Origin of the sequence: Streptococcus pantholopis, from assembly GCF_001642085.1 — a bacterium.
GTDB classification, from domain to species: Bacteria; Bacillota; Bacilli; order Lactobacillales; family Streptococcaceae; genus Streptococcus; species Streptococcus pantholopis.
Genome location: NZ_CP014699.1, coordinates 597,307 through 613,167, shown reverse-complemented (window position 1 = coordinate 613,167; position 15,861 = coordinate 597,307). Strand labels below are relative to the sequence as shown.

At 41.3% G+C, this 15,861-nt stretch carries 13 protein-coding genes; 2 read left to right on the top strand and 11 right to left on the bottom strand.

Annotation, left to right across the window (positions count from 1 at the left end; genetic code table 11):
* Window positions 1-364: 364 nt before the first annotated feature.
* From A0O21_RS02905 to A0O21_RS02875, 7 genes are all read right to left on the bottom strand, one after another.
* Window positions 365-1,258 carry a hypothetical protein gene (locus tag A0O21_RS02905; protein ID WP_067060966.1) on the bottom strand — a complete coding sequence of 298 codons (894 nt, stop codon included), beginning with the start codon at window positions 1,256-1,258 and terminating at the stop codon, window positions 365-367.
* Between the two features lie 3 nt (window positions 1,259-1,261).
* The gene (locus tag A0O21_RS02900; protein WP_067060963.1) at window positions 1,262-3,109 is read right to left on the bottom strand and encodes a DUF4118 domain-containing protein; all 1,848 of its coding nucleotides are present in this window, start codon (window positions 3,107-3,109) and stop codon (window positions 1,262-1,264) included.
* Window positions 3,110-3,673: 564 nt separating this feature from the next.
* Window positions 3,674-4,054 (bottom strand): RidA family protein, encoded by a 381-nt coding sequence (locus A0O21_RS02895; RefSeq protein ID WP_067060960.1) that lies wholly within the window; start codon window positions 4,052-4,054, stop codon window positions 3,674-3,676.
* A gap of 68 nt (window positions 4,055-4,122) precedes the next feature.
* Window positions 4,123-5,469 (bottom strand): asparagine--tRNA ligase, encoded by a 1,347-nt coding sequence (asnS, locus tag A0O21_RS02890; protein ID WP_067060957.1) that lies wholly within the window; start codon window positions 5,467-5,469, stop codon window positions 4,123-4,125.
* 21 nt (window positions 5,470-5,490) lie between these two features.
* Window positions 5,491-6,669: a pyridoxal phosphate-dependent aminotransferase gene (locus A0O21_RS02885; RefSeq protein WP_067060954.1), complete on the bottom strand. Its 1,179-nt coding sequence runs from the start codon at window positions 6,667-6,669 to the stop codon at window positions 5,491-5,493.
* A gap of 50 nt (window positions 6,670-6,719) precedes the next feature.
* Complete coding sequence (locus A0O21_RS02880; protein ID WP_067060951.1) at window positions 6,720-7,184, bottom strand: cell wall elongation regulator TseB-like domain-containing protein; 465 nt, start codon at window positions 7,182-7,184, stop codon at window positions 6,720-6,722.
* A 31-nt stretch (window positions 7,185-7,215) separates the two neighbouring features.
* Window positions 7,216-9,678 carry a bifunctional DnaQ family exonuclease/ATP-dependent helicase gene (locus A0O21_RS02875; RefSeq protein WP_067065077.1) on the bottom strand — a complete coding sequence of 821 codons (2,463 nt, stop codon included), beginning with the start codon at window positions 9,676-9,678 and terminating at the stop codon, window positions 7,216-7,218.
* A 272-nt stretch (window positions 9,679-9,950) separates the two neighbouring features.
* Between A0O21_RS02875 and A0O21_RS02870 the strand changes: the two genes are divergently transcribed.
* The gene (locus tag A0O21_RS02870) at window positions 9,951-10,781 is read left to right on the top strand and encodes an alpha/beta hydrolase (protein WP_067060948.1); all 831 of its coding nucleotides are present in this window, start codon (window positions 9,951-9,953) and stop codon (window positions 10,779-10,781) included.
* 107 nt (window positions 10,782-10,888) lie between these two features.
* On the opposite strand, the gene A0O21_RS02865 is transcribed toward A0O21_RS02870, so the two are convergent.
* Window positions 10,889-11,641: an esterase family protein gene (locus tag A0O21_RS02865; protein WP_067060945.1), complete on the bottom strand. Its 753-nt coding sequence runs from the start codon at window positions 11,639-11,641 to the stop codon at window positions 10,889-10,891.
* A gap of 266 nt (window positions 11,642-11,907) precedes the next feature.
* Window positions 11,908-13,086, bottom strand: a complete 1,179-nt coding sequence (locus tag A0O21_RS02860; RefSeq protein WP_067060942.1) for an ATP-grasp domain-containing protein — start codon at window positions 13,084-13,086, stop codon at window positions 11,908-11,910.
* Window positions 13,087-13,310: 224 nt separating this feature from the next.
* On the opposite strand from A0O21_RS02860, the gene A0O21_RS02855 reads away from it, so the two are divergent.
* Entirely contained in the window at window positions 13,311-13,946 is a 636-nt protein-coding gene (locus A0O21_RS02855) for an MBL fold metallo-hydrolase (RefSeq protein WP_067060939.1), read from the top strand.
* A gap of 142 nt (window positions 13,947-14,088) precedes the next feature.
* Here the strand turns inward: A0O21_RS02855 and ftsX are convergent, their stop codons facing one another.
* Window positions 14,089-15,018 (bottom strand): permease-like cell division protein FtsX, encoded by a 930-nt coding sequence (gene ftsX / locus A0O21_RS02850; RefSeq protein WP_067060936.1) that lies wholly within the window; start codon window positions 15,016-15,018, stop codon window positions 14,089-14,091.
* On the bottom strand, window positions 15,011-15,703 hold the full coding sequence (ftsE, locus tag A0O21_RS02845) for a cell division ATP-binding protein FtsE (protein ID WP_067060934.1): 693 nt from the start codon (window positions 15,701-15,703) through the stop codon (window positions 15,011-15,013). Before ftsE ends, ftsX begins: the two co-directional genes overlap by 8 nt.
* Between the last annotated feature and the right edge of the window lie 158 nt (window positions 15,704-15,861).

The window sequence follows — 15,861 nt, the reverse complement described above, 5'->3', positions numbered from 1 at the left end:
GTGATTTCGTCTGCGCACCCCTGCCAGAATGTCTAGAAAGCTGCTGTCGGCCGCTAGGACGACAAAGCTTTCAGACGGCTACGGCTAGCTGACTTGAAATCAATTCTAATCTTACTATGTCTTTTTTGCAAAGAGCTTAGCCCGTGTTCAATTACACCAAGATACAAAGCCCGTAAAAACGCAAAAGGAAAATGGCGGTAAGCCAGAAATCTGTGATTTCGTCTGCGCACCCCTGCCAGAACGACTAGAAGGGTGCGGCTGGCTGTTAAGACTGCAAAGCTTTCAGACGTTTACGGCTACCTAACTGTGAAATCAATTGTGTATTTGACCGTCTTTTTCCCGCAGCGTTTAGGGCGTGTTCAATTTATGCCACCTGCCAAAAGTCAACGATTTCTCTATTTTCGGCAGAAATATAGATGTTCTTTTCTTTCATTTTTTGGGCTAAAGCCACGGCTTCATCTCCTTGCTGCAATCCAAGAAAAAGCTGCAGCTGAAGCAGCCAGGGGTTTTCATTTTCGGGCCAGCTTTGCATCATGTAGTCTATGTAGGTTTGAGCACGGTCATAATTTTGCACACTCAAAAGATGTTCAACCAGATTAGCATAATCAACCAAGCTTTCCTTCAATCGGATTTTTTTCTCTAGGAGACTTATCAAATCTGTGCGCAGTGAGTGAGCCATCTGTCCTGTCACAAATGCATTTTTTATATAAGCATCCATCAGATTACAGTATTCTGCTAAAATCTCCAGATTATTCGGTTCTTTGGCATGCGCCTTTTCCATCTGAGCCATTTTTAAATCATACTGCCTGGATAGTTCTGCAATAACTGTCGTTGCATAATGAACAACCTCAGCATCTTCATTAAGTCTGGCCAAGTAGAACAAATCCAAAAATTCTTCCGGATTTTCACCGATAATATCCAATAGAATATCTCTGGCCAAATCAGAATTTTTCAAAAGAAGAGCTTCTTCCAAAGAAATCAGGTTTTTACTGTCTTTTTCATCATTCGGGATTAGCTCTCGGTCACTAGGCCCTTCCTGTTTGATATCGTCTTCGTCACTGTCAATATCTATTCTGCCAGAAGCCGCCTGCCGCGTAGCAGCCGTAATCCCAATCAGCAAAAGACCGATGAGAGGTAATCCGCAGATAAAAATTATATAATAGGCAGGAAAGGCAAATTTTTTACGAATAAACAGATAGAAGCCTAAACAAAGTAGCAGATAAAAAATAAGGATAACTAAACCAAGTCTTATTTCCATATGTTAATCAGCCCTTCTATCTTCAATATGAATGATACTATCATTACCGGAACTATCAAACGGAGAATGTTCCTGAGCAATATTTCGTTGAAATTTTTCTTGATAGTAAGCCTTTTCCAGAGCTGATTTCAGCATTTGGCTGACCATATGAAAAGCATTAATTTGGTACTGGCTCAGCTGGGCATAATTAATATCAGAAACCCACAGCAAATGCTGCAGCTTGCCCGCTATTCTGATGCCGACAGCATAAGTCGGATACTGCTTCAATAACGATTTATTCACCCAGATATCGTCATTTTTGATTTGCCGGATAGCCTTAGGGTAATCCATCAATTCTACGGTCTGCTGTCCAGCAGGAAGTTCTTTGGAAGAAGCCTGGAGCTGCCCGGTAAACACACTGTTTCGGAAGGTATAAATACGAACATCATCAGAATCCAGCCACTCTGCCAAAATAGCTGTACTGTTACGCAGAATATCATCATAAGGATGATTATCCAGCTCCTCAAAGACATGGAATAATTTCGCTGCCCCATCACGGCTGCTGATGATTTGGTATTTTAGCTTCTGCTTATCTTGTATAATATTGGCATAAACACTTTGTACAAACGTGTTTTGCTCCTTTAAAACAGCATTTTCTTTTTGCAGTGAACGGTTCTCATCCTGATTTTTGGTCTGTACAAAACCACAAACAGCAGCAACGAACAAGTAAGCAATAAAGGGCACCCACTGCTCAGTGTTATAAAGCATAATCCGCCAGTCAGTACCCGAAGCCATATTGGAAAAAAAGAGGGCCAGAGCTGACAGCCCCGCAGCAAATAAACCAAAATAAGTTCCAAACACTGTACTGATAAGCACTACAAAAAGCAAGCGAATATCTACAAGTCTGAATTGCAGATTAGCGCTCGTATAGGAATTAAGAATTTCAGATAATAGAAAGAGAACTCCGACTTCTCCCAATTTTTGAATCTGTCCCTGAGAGCGGACTCTTCGCAAAATATGAGTGATCCGACGCCGCTTTTGAATTTTTTTCGCTTCTTTGACAGCAAGCTGATAGAGCTCAGGAAGCCTATCCAAAACGGAAGCTGTCATCGTCCAGCCGTAGCGTTTTTTAAGGATATCCTCTTGTTTTTCCGTATAAACACGCTTTTGGGCTTGTTTCTTTTTGAATGAGATGACTTCTCTTTCAGCCAGTTGATTAAATGCAGAAACTGCTTCCTGCAAAGTTATTTTATAAGGATTGGTAATTGTGAACACATCGCTATTGGTATCCCAACTGTCTAAAATCTTATAAAAAAGGTCAGCTAACTCCTCTAAATCGATAAAATTAGCTATTTCCTGAGAATTTTCAGAAAGCTCCTTTATTTCTTGATCGCCTGTGTCTTTCAAGAGTCCTGCTAAGATTTGCACTGACTGTTTTGAATAAAGATAAGGGCTATGGAGGACTTTAATACCTGAATTGGAACGCTTATTCCAATTCAGACATAAGTCCTCAGCAGTTCTATCCAGCACCTGTTTATAGCTGGAAATTTCGGGACCAGTGAGATAAATAACTTTAAGGTTCTCCTGATCCTGCGTATAACGAAGCACTGCCTGCAGCCTTTCCAGCTCACCGACACTTTCATTTTTAAAGGACAGAGTGTTAGAAAAATAAATAATCTGATCAAACTCATAAGATTCAAAAACTTCTTCGATAAAGTTTTCTTTAACATAATCTGAAAAGACAGTGATTTTATCCAATCGGGATGTCTTTAAACTGGTTTCTCCTAAAATCAATACCCGGCTTTTTGGAAATGCTGCCTCGATGAAAGACTTTGTAACAGCCTTTGTGTTACCAATTAATAATGTTTTCAAGTTGACCTCTCCTTTTACATCAGAACAGAAGGCAACTGAAAGCTGTCAAAAACAGAGAACTGATTCATGCAACAACCGGCATGAAAGCAGACTGTCTTTTCTGAAGCTCTGCCCTTGTTCAATTTTTAATAGTCATTGTAATTTTTTACAATGTCATTCGGATTATTACATTTCATGTCCGCACCGTTTCTATTTTAACTCCTTTTCGTAATATTTTCAAATATTATAGCACTCTTCAAAGTATTTGTTCTTTCAAATGATATGATAAAGGAAAATAAAAACTTATTCTAACGCCACAAAAGTAGTGCTGAGATGTCCATTGCAGACTGTACAGCTCTTTTTAACCAGTCATCTTAATTTTCTAAATCCGTTTATTGAGATTTTACTGTTTCTCGGTACCTAGCTGCTCCTCCATTAAAAAAACACATAAACTAAAAAATCAGCAGGAATAAAAAAGACCAGAACAGTGGATATCTGCTCCGGTTCAAATGTTCTTTTTAACGAAAATATAGCGGCTTAAGGATGATTAGCGCACTGTCACTGCAAGTCACCTAGTTTTGTTATTTAATCAATGTAGGCGATGACTTCCACTTCAACTTTAACATCTTTTGGCAGACGAGCAACTTCAACTGCCGAACGAGCCGGAAAGTCATCTTTAAAAACCTGAGCATAGGTCTGGTTAAATGCAGCAAAATCATTGATATCATTCAAAAAACAAGTTGTTTTGATGATATGGTCAAAATCTGTTCCCGCTTCTTCCAGAATGGCACTGATATTTTTCAAGACCTGCCGAGTCTGCTCTTCAATCGTGCTGCCGATAATTTCGCCTGTGGAAGGAGACAGAGGAATCTGGCCCGAAGCAAAGAGAAAAGGACCAGCTATCCTTCCCTGAACATAAGGGCCGATGGCCGCAGGTGCTTTATCAGTATGAATGATGTTTCCCATAATACTCTCCTTCATTTTACTGTGTACAAAAAGCTGTTTTAAGTCTAAAATAGTTGACTGCTGCTTATTTATGGTTTCAAACGGTGAAGCATGCGCGGAAAAGGAATGGCTTCACGGATATGTTTGGTGCCGGCAATAAAGGTTACCAAACGCTCCAGCCCCAGTCCAAAGCCGCAGTGCGGTACCGAACCGTACTTACGAAGATCAAGGTAAAAATCATAGTCGGCCGGATTCAGATCGTTTTCCTGAATCTTTTTAAGTAGGCGATCATAGTCTGTTTCACGTTCAGATCCGCCGATAATCTCTCCATAACCTTCCGGCGCAAGAAGGTCGGCGCAGAGAACCCGATCTTCATTGTCCGGGGCAGGTTTCATATAGAAGGCCTTAATAGCCGCCGGATAATTAACGACAAAAGTAGGGACACCAAAATAATTAGAAATCCAAGTTTCATGTGGCGATCCAAAATCATCGCCATGTTCTAAATGTTCATAGTCCGTATCTTGGTCTGCTTCATGTTCTTGAAGCAAATCAATGGCGTCATCATAAGAAATCCGCTTGAAAGGCTCCTCAATATATTTTTTTAACAGGTCTGTATCGCGCTCCAAGGTTTCTAAAGCCTGTGAAGCACGGTCTAAAACACCTTGAATTAAGGCTTTAACATAGGCTTCCTGAAGGTCAAGTGACTCTTCATGACTTAAGAATGCGTATTCTGCATCCATCATCCAGAATTCTGTTAAATGTCGGCGGGTTTTCGATTTTTCAGCACGAAAAACCGGGCCAAAGTCAAAAACACGTCCGAGAGCCATGGCACCAGCTTCTAAATACAGCTGGCCCGACTGGCTGAGGAAGGCCGGTGTCCCAAAATAATCGGTTTCAAACAGTTCAGTTGTATTTTCAGCAGCATTGCCGGATAAAATCGGGCTGTCAAATTTAATAAATCCATTCCGGTCAAAAAATTCGTAGGTTGTATAAATAATAGCATTTCGAATTTGCATAATGGCCATTTGTTTACGTGAACGAAGCCATAAATGACGGTGATCCATCAAAAAGTCAGTTCCGTGTTCTTTAGGTGTAATAGGGTAGTTCTCGCTGCCGCCTACCACTTCAAGATCAAGCACATCAAGCTCGTAACCGAATTTTGAACGTTTATCCTCTTTGACAATCCCTTTGATAAGAATCGCCGTCTCTTGGTTAAGATGCCGGATTGTATTGAATTTTTCTTCTCCTTTGTCTTGACCAAATTTTTCGATAAAATTTGGCTTAAAAGCTACAGCTTGGAAAAAAGCTGTACCGTCACGAAGCTGGAGAAAGGCAATCTTCCCCTTACCGGATTTATTAGCAACCCAGGCAGCAATTGTCACTTCCTGACCGACATAGTCTTTAACATCAGCAATAGAAACATAGTTTTTCGACATATTTTCTCTTTTCTAATTCCTTTATTTTTCCATAAAAACTTTAAGACGTCGGACTGCTTCTTCTAATGTTGAAAGTTCAGCAGCATAACTGAGGCGTACGTTTTCAGGGGCGCCGAATCCGGCTCCCGTTACCAGAGCAACCTCTGCTTCTTCTAAAACAGCGTTTGTAAAATTCGTCACATCACTGTAGCCTTTTAAAGCCATCGCTTTTTTGACATTAGGAAACAAATAGAAGGCGCCTTGAGGCTTAATAAGTTCGAATCCTGGTACTTGTTCAAGCAGAGGATAGATTGTGTTTAACCGCTTTTCAAAAGACTGGCGCATGATTTCAATAGAATCCTGAGGTCCAGTCAAGGCTTCAATAGCTGCGTATTGTGATACAGCTGTTAAATTGGAGGTTGTTTGACTGATAATTTTAGCCATACCGGCAATAATATCTTCACTTCCGGCTGCAAAACCAACCCGCCATCCAGTCATGGCATAGGTCTTGGATAGTCCATTAATCACAATAGTCTGATCTTTTATTTTTTCCGAGATAGTAGAAATTGGTGTGAACTGACTGCCATTGTATACTAGGCGGCCGTAAATGTCATCTGCCAAAATCAATATATCATGCTCAACAGCCCAGTTGCCGATTGCTTCCAGCTCATTCGGAGTATAAATCATCCCTGTCGGGTTGGACGGACTGTTAAGAAGAAGAACCTTAGTTTTAGATGTTCTGGCCGCTTCCAGCTGCGGAACTGTGACTTTGAAAGCTTCCTCCTCACTGGTCTGAACAAAAACCGGTTCTCCTGCTGCTAGCTTAACTTGATCGGCATAAGAGACCCAGTAAGGCGTAGGAATAATCACTTCATCTGCTTCATTCAAAACTGTCATAAAAAAAGTGTAAAGCAAAAATTTAGCACCGGTTCCGGCGACGATTTGATTGGGTTTAACAGAATATCCGTAAAACGTTTCAAAATAGCGAGCAATCGCTTGTTTTAATTCGGGCAAGCCACCAGCAGGTGTATAAAAGCTTGACCTGCCGTCTAAAATAGCTGCCTGTGCTGCCTGCCGAATATTCTCAGGTGTCACAAAATCCGGTTCTCCTAAGGTTAAGCTCAAAATATCGCGCCCGCTAGCCTTTAGTGCCTGTGCCTTAGCTCCGGCTGCAAAAGTGATACTCTCTTCCATATTCAATACTCGCCTTGCTAGTTCCATAGTTCCTCCTTATTTACAAAACCATTTATTATTGCTTGTGCGGATTCTAGTCAATTCTTTTTTATAAAGTCACCTGTTTCAAAATCAATAAGATAGTAGCCGTTTTCCGCTGCAACTTCCCATATAGGAAAATCATCGTAGACACCAAAAGTAATTGTTTTTATCTTTTTAGCGCCATTTTTATTTGCTGCCTGCCTTGCCTGTTTTTGACTGATGCCACTGTTTAAACGATAAGTATAAACTTTCTGGCTATTTTTAGCAATCGCAACAACTTCTTTAATCCCAGATTTTGTTGTGCCAAACAGACTGTAGTAAGTCTCTTTTCCGTGATAAAGCTGAAAATCAGTGAAATGTACCAAATTTGTCCGTTTTTTCGCTATCTGTTCAGCAGAATGCTGAGCATCAAAGCTAGGTTTCATCGCAAAAAATAAAACCAAAAAAACTGCCAGCAGAACCAGAAAAGCAGACAGGCTAAAAGCAAACAGACTCCATTTTAACAGCTTTGCCTTTTTCATGACTATCTCCTAAAATACACTATTGATAACATTATATCAAAAAATTTTCTATTTCTGCCAGACAGTCAGTAAATTTTTGCTCAGAAAGGTAAAATTCCTTATCCAGAGCCTGATAAATCACATCACCATAGGAGGCATGTGAGACACGTTTATCCAGAATCAGGACAGCGGAACGCTGGCTGTTTCTCCGCATGGTTCGCCCGATTGCCTGTTTCAGCCGTAAAATCATCAAGGGCAGGCTGTAATCGTAAAAAGGTGATTTTCCTTCTTGCCTTAAACGGCTATTCATTTTTTTGACAAAAAAATCTTCAGGATTATCAAAAGGCAGACGTGTTATGACTTCGATCATCCGATCAGCAGCAACAAAATCCGCCCCTTCCCAAAAAGCTCCTGTGCCTAAAAGCAGCTGGCTGGCACCTTCCTCAAACTTTCGTTTCACTTTTGAGGCAGAACCGTTTTTTCCTTGAGTTAAATGTGAAACACCAGCTTTTTCTAATTGCTGGGAAACTGTCATCATACTTTGAACAGAAGTGAAAAGCACTAAAATTGGTTTTCCCAGTCTTAACAGTCTGAGCAGGCGCCAAACAGTCTCCTGTGCATATTCCGCTGAAGAAAGCTGATTAAGCATCGGCATCGTTGAGTCAAGCCAGATATGCTGACTGTCAGTCTTCGCTTTTGGCAGCCCCGCAAAAACAGCTTCCCTGAATCCCAAGAGCTGCGCTAAATGAACTTTGGGACTGATATCTAAAGTTGCTGAAATGAAATAAAGTTTTTTGACTTCCGGCAAAAAATGCTTAAAGTCAAGAAAATCGTCTCTGCCAGCATTCAGGTAGATTTGCCGCTTTTCCTGATTCATTTCTGAAGACAGCCAAAATTCAGAAAAGGGCTCAGCAAACAGCTCTCTAAGCGGGGCCAGTTCCGCTAAGTTCAGTTCCAGTAGATTTTGCCTCAGGCGGCTGATTGCCTGTGAGGGCAGACGATTTTTGCTTGTCTGATGAAACTGTGTCACAATATCATCCAGATTAAAGGTCAGACTTTCAAGCAGACGTTTTTCTAAAAGATTAAGGTTTTTGCTGCTTAATTCCTGAATAACTGACAAAAAATAAGTCAAGTCTAGGCTTTTTCGTGAGAAATTTTCTAAATTGAGTAACAGCTTCTGGGCTTCATCGAAAACAAGCACTTTCTTTTCAATAAATGCTTTATCATCTTGTACACGTTCCAAAAAATAGGCGTGGTTAATCAGCAGCAGGCGGCTTGTCTTAGCTTTTTCATAGCTTTTTTGCCAAAAATCGACTGTGGCATAAAGAGATTTTTTGCTGATTTTGCCATCATGCCTGAGAGAGTCAAAATAGCTCTCAAAGCGCTGCTTCTGCTGAATTTCGTCCAAATCTCCGGTTTCAGTTTCCAGCAGCCAGATTAGAATCTGCATTTTATAACGGTTAATCAGCCGGTTATCATGTTGCTGTCTGAGACTTTCTGCAAAAGCATCCAGCTTAATGTAATTATTTGGTCCTTTAATACTGTGGCAGGGGATATGGAAGACAGACTCAATTTTTTGGATTTCATTAGCCATAATTTGATCCTGCAGCACCTTTGTCGGCACTGAAACAATCAGCTGCTCCCCAGAAATTTTACTCAAAAGAGGCAGCAGATAAGCATAGGTTTTTCCAAGGCCGGTCTGAGCTTCTAAGAAGCTGGGACGGCTGTCCTTAAATCCGTCCTCAACTAACTGGGCAAAAGCTTCCTGCTTTTCGCGCACATCCAGTCCGAGCAAGGCTATATTGACCGAAAAATCCTGCGATAATTCCCGGCTGTCTTTTTGTGCTTTTATCCTTCTTAAAACTAACTGACCTGTTTCAACATAATCTTTTTTTGATAGCAGAGGAGCTTTTATCAGTGCATCGTCAAGCAGAATACGCGATTCAAATAGGAGGCTGTCAGCCAAAGGCAGCAGTTTTTCCAAAACTTCTTTTGGCAGAGCTTCCACCTTCTTTTTTAATTTTAAAAAAAGCTGAGCAGTTGCCTGTGCATCAGCAATAGCTGTATGAGCATCAGTTAAATCAAGCTGAAGTTCTGCTGCTAAACTGGTCAGAGAATATTTTTCAAAATGCGGATAAAAAACCTGAGCCAGCTCTACTGTATCAACTCTTGGCGTACGTAAGTCAAAACCCTCCAAAAATAAATGTTCGGCTAACAGATTGGCATCAAATTTGACATTATGGGCGACAAAGACACAGTCTTTTATCAAATCATAAATAGCCGGCGCCACCTGAGAAAACTCTGGAGCCAGTGCTAGCTGCTTGTCAGTGATTCCTGTAAGTTCAGTTATATGCTGCGTTAATTTTTCATGAGGGTTGACATCCGTTTGGTATGTCTCTATAATTTGGTCATTTTTGATAATGACAATCCCCACCTGAATAATCATCGCCGAGGAACTGGCACTGGTTGCTTCTAAATCAACAATAGCGTATTTTCTATCATTCTTATCAGTCATAACACTAAGATTATACCATAATAAGCCGGCTTTTATCAGCCGTAAGTCAGCTTCTTCTCTGACAGGCAAAAGCTGCTGCATTCCTATCATTTTTAAAGGGAATAAGCCTGAAAACACTGTAAAATTATTTGAAGCAACTTATACAGCCATTTTGTACGTTTTGGACCAGCAAATGTAGAGCTGCTCCGGAGGTCTAGCCAAGTGTTTTTCTCAGGCTCTTTATGGTATAATGAAAACTCAGACAGAAGAATTTGCAATACCTAGGAGTAACCATGAGACGGACCAAACTGAACAATTACTATCTCGAAATGAAAGAGCACTATTTGTATGTCCCTTATTATGATGAGGAGCGGCGAATCCGGGTGCTGCTTCCCAAAGATTATAAAAAGGAAGAATGGGCTGACTACCCTGTTCTGTACATGCATGACGGTCAGAATATTTTTTACAGCAAGGAATCTTTTTCCGGCTATTCTTGGAAAATTATCCCCACTATAAAAAAACATAAGGAATTTCCTAAGCTCATTATCGTTGGCATTGATAATGCTGAAGAAAACCGGCTCAATGAATATGCTCCCTGGATGACCGATGTGGGGTCGACACCGGAAACTGCCAGCGTAGGAGGAGATGGTATGGAGTATGGAGAATGGGTCGTTAATACTGTTAAACCCTTTATTGACAGGCACTACCGTACCAAACCAGACAGAGCCCATACCTTGCTTGCCGGCTCATCTATGGGCGGTATTATCACAGCCTATATGGGAGCTGCTTATCCTCACATATTTGGCAGCTTAGGTGTCTTCTCATTAGCCTCATGGTTTAGTGAACGGGATTTCCTGCGCTACTGCAATCACCATGGCCTTAATCAAAAAAGCAAAGTCTACATTCAGGTTGGAACAAAAGAAGGTGATGAGGTGGATGAGGCTTTTGCTCCAGATATGAATCAGGCCTACATTGACTGCAGTCTCCACTATTACCAGTCTCTCATAAAAACAGGACTGCCTTTGGAGAATATTCGGCTACGTATTATGGCTAATGAGATTCACCATGAAAAACACTGGGCCGATCATTTTGTTGAATTTTTACAGTTTACTCTAAAAGACTGACATGCCAAAAATGAAGCTGAGAAAAAGAGTCTCAGCTTCATTTATTTTATAAGGAGCAAAGTCTGCCATCAGATAATTGCAGATAGAAATCGAGACTGCAAAAAAACTTAGATTCGTCCTTCTGCTTCAACTTTTCCTAGAAAATACGGCATTTGCTGTCTCCACCAGTCCCAGTCATGAGCCACATCGCTTCCCCAATAGTCAAACCAAGCAGGAATGGATTTGGCTGCAAAAGCTTCTTCTAAACGTTTGGTATCTGCAATATGCGGCTCTTCCCAAGCCCCTTGACCAACAGCAATAATAAAGCGATTTTTCCGGTAATGGTAAAGAAACCACGGATCATTTTGGTTCCAAAGATAGTCAATCGGAGAATTGTAGTAAACGGCATTATCGCCAAAGTATTCTCCTGTAAAAAAGCGGGCATCATAAACACCAGAAAGTGCGATAGAAAGATCGAAAAGATCTGGATGGCGCAGGGCGAAATTAACGGTGTGATAGGCTCCCATTGAACAGCCTGTGGCAGCAAGGCCACCCTGCCAGCCGGACTCATAACGGATAAGCGGAGTTAGTTCATTGACAATGTAGCGGTCATAGGCTTCATGGGCCAAAGCCATGTCGTGACCGGATTTTCCTAAATTCAACCAGGATTCGCTATCGTACGATTCCGGAGTATAGAATTGAATAAGACCGCGTTCAATGAAGTGCTGGCAGGCTTCGATCATACCAAAATCACCGTATTCATTTTGACTCCCCCCTGATGAAGGAAAAACAACTATCGGTTTTCCGGCATGACCATAGATATTAAAATACATTTCCCTTCCAAGTTCCCCGGACCAGTGACTTCTTCTTTCAAAATGCATAATTTTTTCTTCTCTCCTTAATGTTATCTCAAGCGACTTAGATATAACCCCCTAGCACGCCGCTTCAGCCCATAGACAAAATGCAGCCAGCCCTACTGTATTTTGCTGTTTTTTATTTTAAATTTTCCTAGCTTTGACTGTCTCATTTAACAGATTGTTAAAATCTGAGAGAAGCTGACATAAACTGACTGCAGGAGGCTATGACAAAGGGAGTTGACTTATACCTGTCTGAGGTTTTAACTAGCTGCTTTTCATCTAAGCTAGTCTTATTGCTTAGCATGTGCAAATTGAACAATATCGCGCATTTCTTCCATCTGATCGGTTCGGGCTAAAATCCCTACTTCTCCCATAATTTTAGAAAAAATGCCCGGTACTGCCTCTACGCTGATAATATTAGGCCTGAATTTATCAACAACAGTATTGACACTGTGAGCATAATTCTGATTAGCCTTACGGGAGATATAAACAACATTGTAAGGACGTGTAATTTCAGCTTCAAAAATATTATCCCGTACGATATTGGCATATTCTCTAAAGATATCAAAGTCATTAGCATAATTCCACATATCAATTGTCAGTCCGCCAGGCGGCCGGCAGTTAACTTCAAGAGCAATCAGCTCCTTGGTCTCCTTAAGACGGAAAAATTCAAAATGGAAGAAACGTTCCTTGACCTTGAAAGCGTCGACGCAGATTTGACCGGCTTGAATCAAATCATCAGCAATAACCCGCGGTACATAGTAAAACATGTCATGATCTTTTTCCACGGTTGCCAGTACTGCCTCAGAGTATTCCAAACTGGAATAAAAGACAATATTGCCATCATGGTCTGTTAAGCCGTCAAAGGTTATAATATCGCCTTCAACGAATTCTTCCATGATATACTCGACATCGGCATTTTTATAAGTAAAAAAGTCTTCTAAGGCTTCGGGAGATCTCAGTTTATAGGTATCCGAAGCACCGACACCGGAATTGGGTTTAATAATAACAGGAAAACCCAGTTCAGCAGCGAGGGCACGCGCCTCGTCATCTGTATGGAATACTCGGCCTCTGGCAACCTTCAGCCCATGCTGGCGGAAAATCTCTTTCATCTGTGCCTTAGTTTTAATGGCCAGCATATCTTGATTTTTATAGCCAAAAACATTGAAATCCGTCCGTAAAGCAGCGTCCAATTCCAGCCAATATTCATTGTGTGATTCTATGCGATCAATCCGGCCGTATTTATGAGCAAAATATGCTACTGCACGATAAACCTGATCATAATCTTCCATATTATCTACACGATAGTATTCTGTCAGGTTTTCCCGGAGACCGGTGCTTAACTCATCATAAGCAGCATCTGCAATACCAAGTGTATGAAAACCACTTTCATGCAGCCGATGAGCAAATGTCTCGAAATTAGCAGGAAAATGGGGAGAAATCATCACAAAATTCATTGGTCTTGTCATTTCATTTACCTCATTTTTATTTTTCTTCCAGTGTACCATAATTCAAGGCTGATTTCTAGTAAGTTTTCTGAAAATAATATCAATTCAGATAATTTCCAGTGAGCTGTCTCTTCAAATAAAGAGAATTGGCAGGCATAAGACTTCAAAAACAGCTCCCTCTAAAAAAGAGCAAAAGACCCTGCTTTTTATTTTAAAATCAAGGATTTTTTGTTAGACTAAAAGATATGGAAGTTTATAAATTACTAAATCCGGTTGCTCGTGAAAACACCTATATTCTCTGCAATGAGCAGGCCCTTATCCTAGTTGATCCCGGAAGCAAGGGCAGTGCGATTATTGAGCGAATCAAGACCTTAAAAAAGCCCCTTGCTGCTATCCTTTTAACCCATACGCATTATGATCATATTATGAGTCTGGACCTTGTGCGTGATGCTTTCGGCAGCCCGCCGGTTTATGTTTCAGAAAAAGAGGCCGACTGGCTGGACTCCCCTAAAGACAATCTTTCAGGTCTTGAACGGCATCAAGATATGGCAGATATCACTGCGCGGCCTGCAGAGCATTATTTTACTTATCAAATTCCCTATCATATTGCCGGTTTTCACTTTACCGTTGTTGAAACGCCGGGCCATTCTGCCGGAGGGGTCTCCTTTATTTTCCCTGACGATGAACTGGTTCTGACAGGAGACGCACTCTTTAAGGAAACTATCGGACGGACCGATTTGCCGACCGGTGATTTGGAGTTGCTGATCTCCAGTATTAAGCAGAAACTTTTCACTCTGCCCAATCACTATAAAGTCTATCCCGGCCATGGAATGAATACCACCATTGCTCATGAAAAAAATTTCAACCCTTTTTTACAGTAAAACGGCTAAAAGCAACTAGCTATCCTAGCACTTGTCAAAATTGTACTCGTTTGAAGCCAAACTTGCTAGTTTGCTTCTCTTTTGATTGCTTTTGCTATCTTAAAAAACCTGCCCTTTAAAGGGCAGGTTTTTTATGTTTATTTTAGAATTTCAAATAACGGCGCATTGAGAGCAGTGAACCTATTGAACCGATTACAATACCGATAAGAAACAGAACGCCAATTAAGGACGGAATGAAAAAGCCGGGATCGTACAGCGAGAGGCTCTGCAGCTCCAAACTTGGACTAAAGGCTCTGTACACATATAAATAAAGGATGTAAACAATCAGGGAAGGAATGATTGCACCTAGAAACCCTACCCAAGCACCTTCAAAAAAGAAAGGACCGCGAATATAGGAATTTTTAGCACCAACCAGACGCATAATTTCGATATCACGGCGCCTTGAAATAATGGTAATCCGAATTGTATTTGAAATCAAAAAGACAGCTACAAAAACGAGCAAACCTGTACCGATAAGGCCCCAAGTCCGAATGAGGTTGGCAAATCTGAAAAGCTGATCCGAGTCAGAACCGCCATAATCAACAGATTCTACGCCTTCAATCCCACTGATGCTGTCTGCCAAGGTTTTAACATCCTCTGGATCAGCCGCTTCAACAATATAGACATCCTGCAGAGGGTTAGAATCGCCATCAAAAAGCGACCAGTCATCGCCATATGTGTCCTGAAGCTGCTTCAGCTGCTCATCCTTGCTGGAAAAGGTGATGGACTTAACCCCTGACAAGGCCGCAATCTGGTCGTAGACCTTATGGAAATTTTCATTAGCAACTGGCTGGCCGGCAGGATCAGTTGTTGTTTCAGAATTATCTGTTGAATCAACGTGCAGGTAAGTATTGATTTGAATATTATTTTCAATCCCGCTTGCCAAACGTTCAGTGTTGAGCAGGACTGCACCGAAAATCCCCAGCAAGGTCAGCGTAATCGTCACTGAACTGACAGAAGCCAGTGTCATCCAAAAATTACGCTTCAAACTTTTCATAGATTCCCACAAATGATGGAAAAAATTTCTAATCATCGTAACCGTATTCTCCTTCCTCTTCATCACGTACCACACGACCATCTTCAATTGCGACAACGCGATGGCGAAGTGAGTTAACAATTTGGCTGTTATGAGTTGCCATTAAGACAGTCGTTCCTTGGACATTAATCCGCTCCAGAAGCTGCATAATTTCCCAAGCAATTTCAGGGTCAAGGTTTCCTGTCGGTTCATCGGCAATCAGTACTTTAGGGTTATTGACAATTGCCCGGGCAATAGCGACACGCTGCTGCTCACCGCCTGACAGCTGATCGGGGAAAGAACGCATCTTGTGTTTCAATCCGACTAAATCAAGAACCTCTGTAACGCGTCTGTGAATGTCACGTTTTTTGGCACCGATAACCTGCATCGCATAAGCAACATTTTCATAGACCGTTTTAGCCGGAAGCAGCTTATAATCTTGGAAAACAACTCCAATACTGCGGCGCAGCATAGGAATTTCCCTTTTCTTTATTTTATCCAGATTAAACTTGCCAACCTTGAGCGTTCCTTTAGTATGCGCTTCCTCCCGGTAAAGCAGTCTGATAAACGTCGATTTCCCAGCTCCTGATGGACCGACAAGATAGACAAATTCTCCCTGATCCACCGAAATGGTAATATCTCTCAGGGCAGTGGTTGAACGGTGGTACTTTTTGCTGACACCGTTCATTTCAATTAAAGCCATGTTTTTCTTTCCTTTTCTTTAAATTTTTAACGCAGAAAAAGTCTTGAAGTATGATCTTAACTCTTCTGCGCAAAAAGTATAAGACCTGACTAAAACTTATCCATTTTCATATTGCTGACTGTCCATGCAAGCCCGCTATCACAAGGCACTGCCAGTCC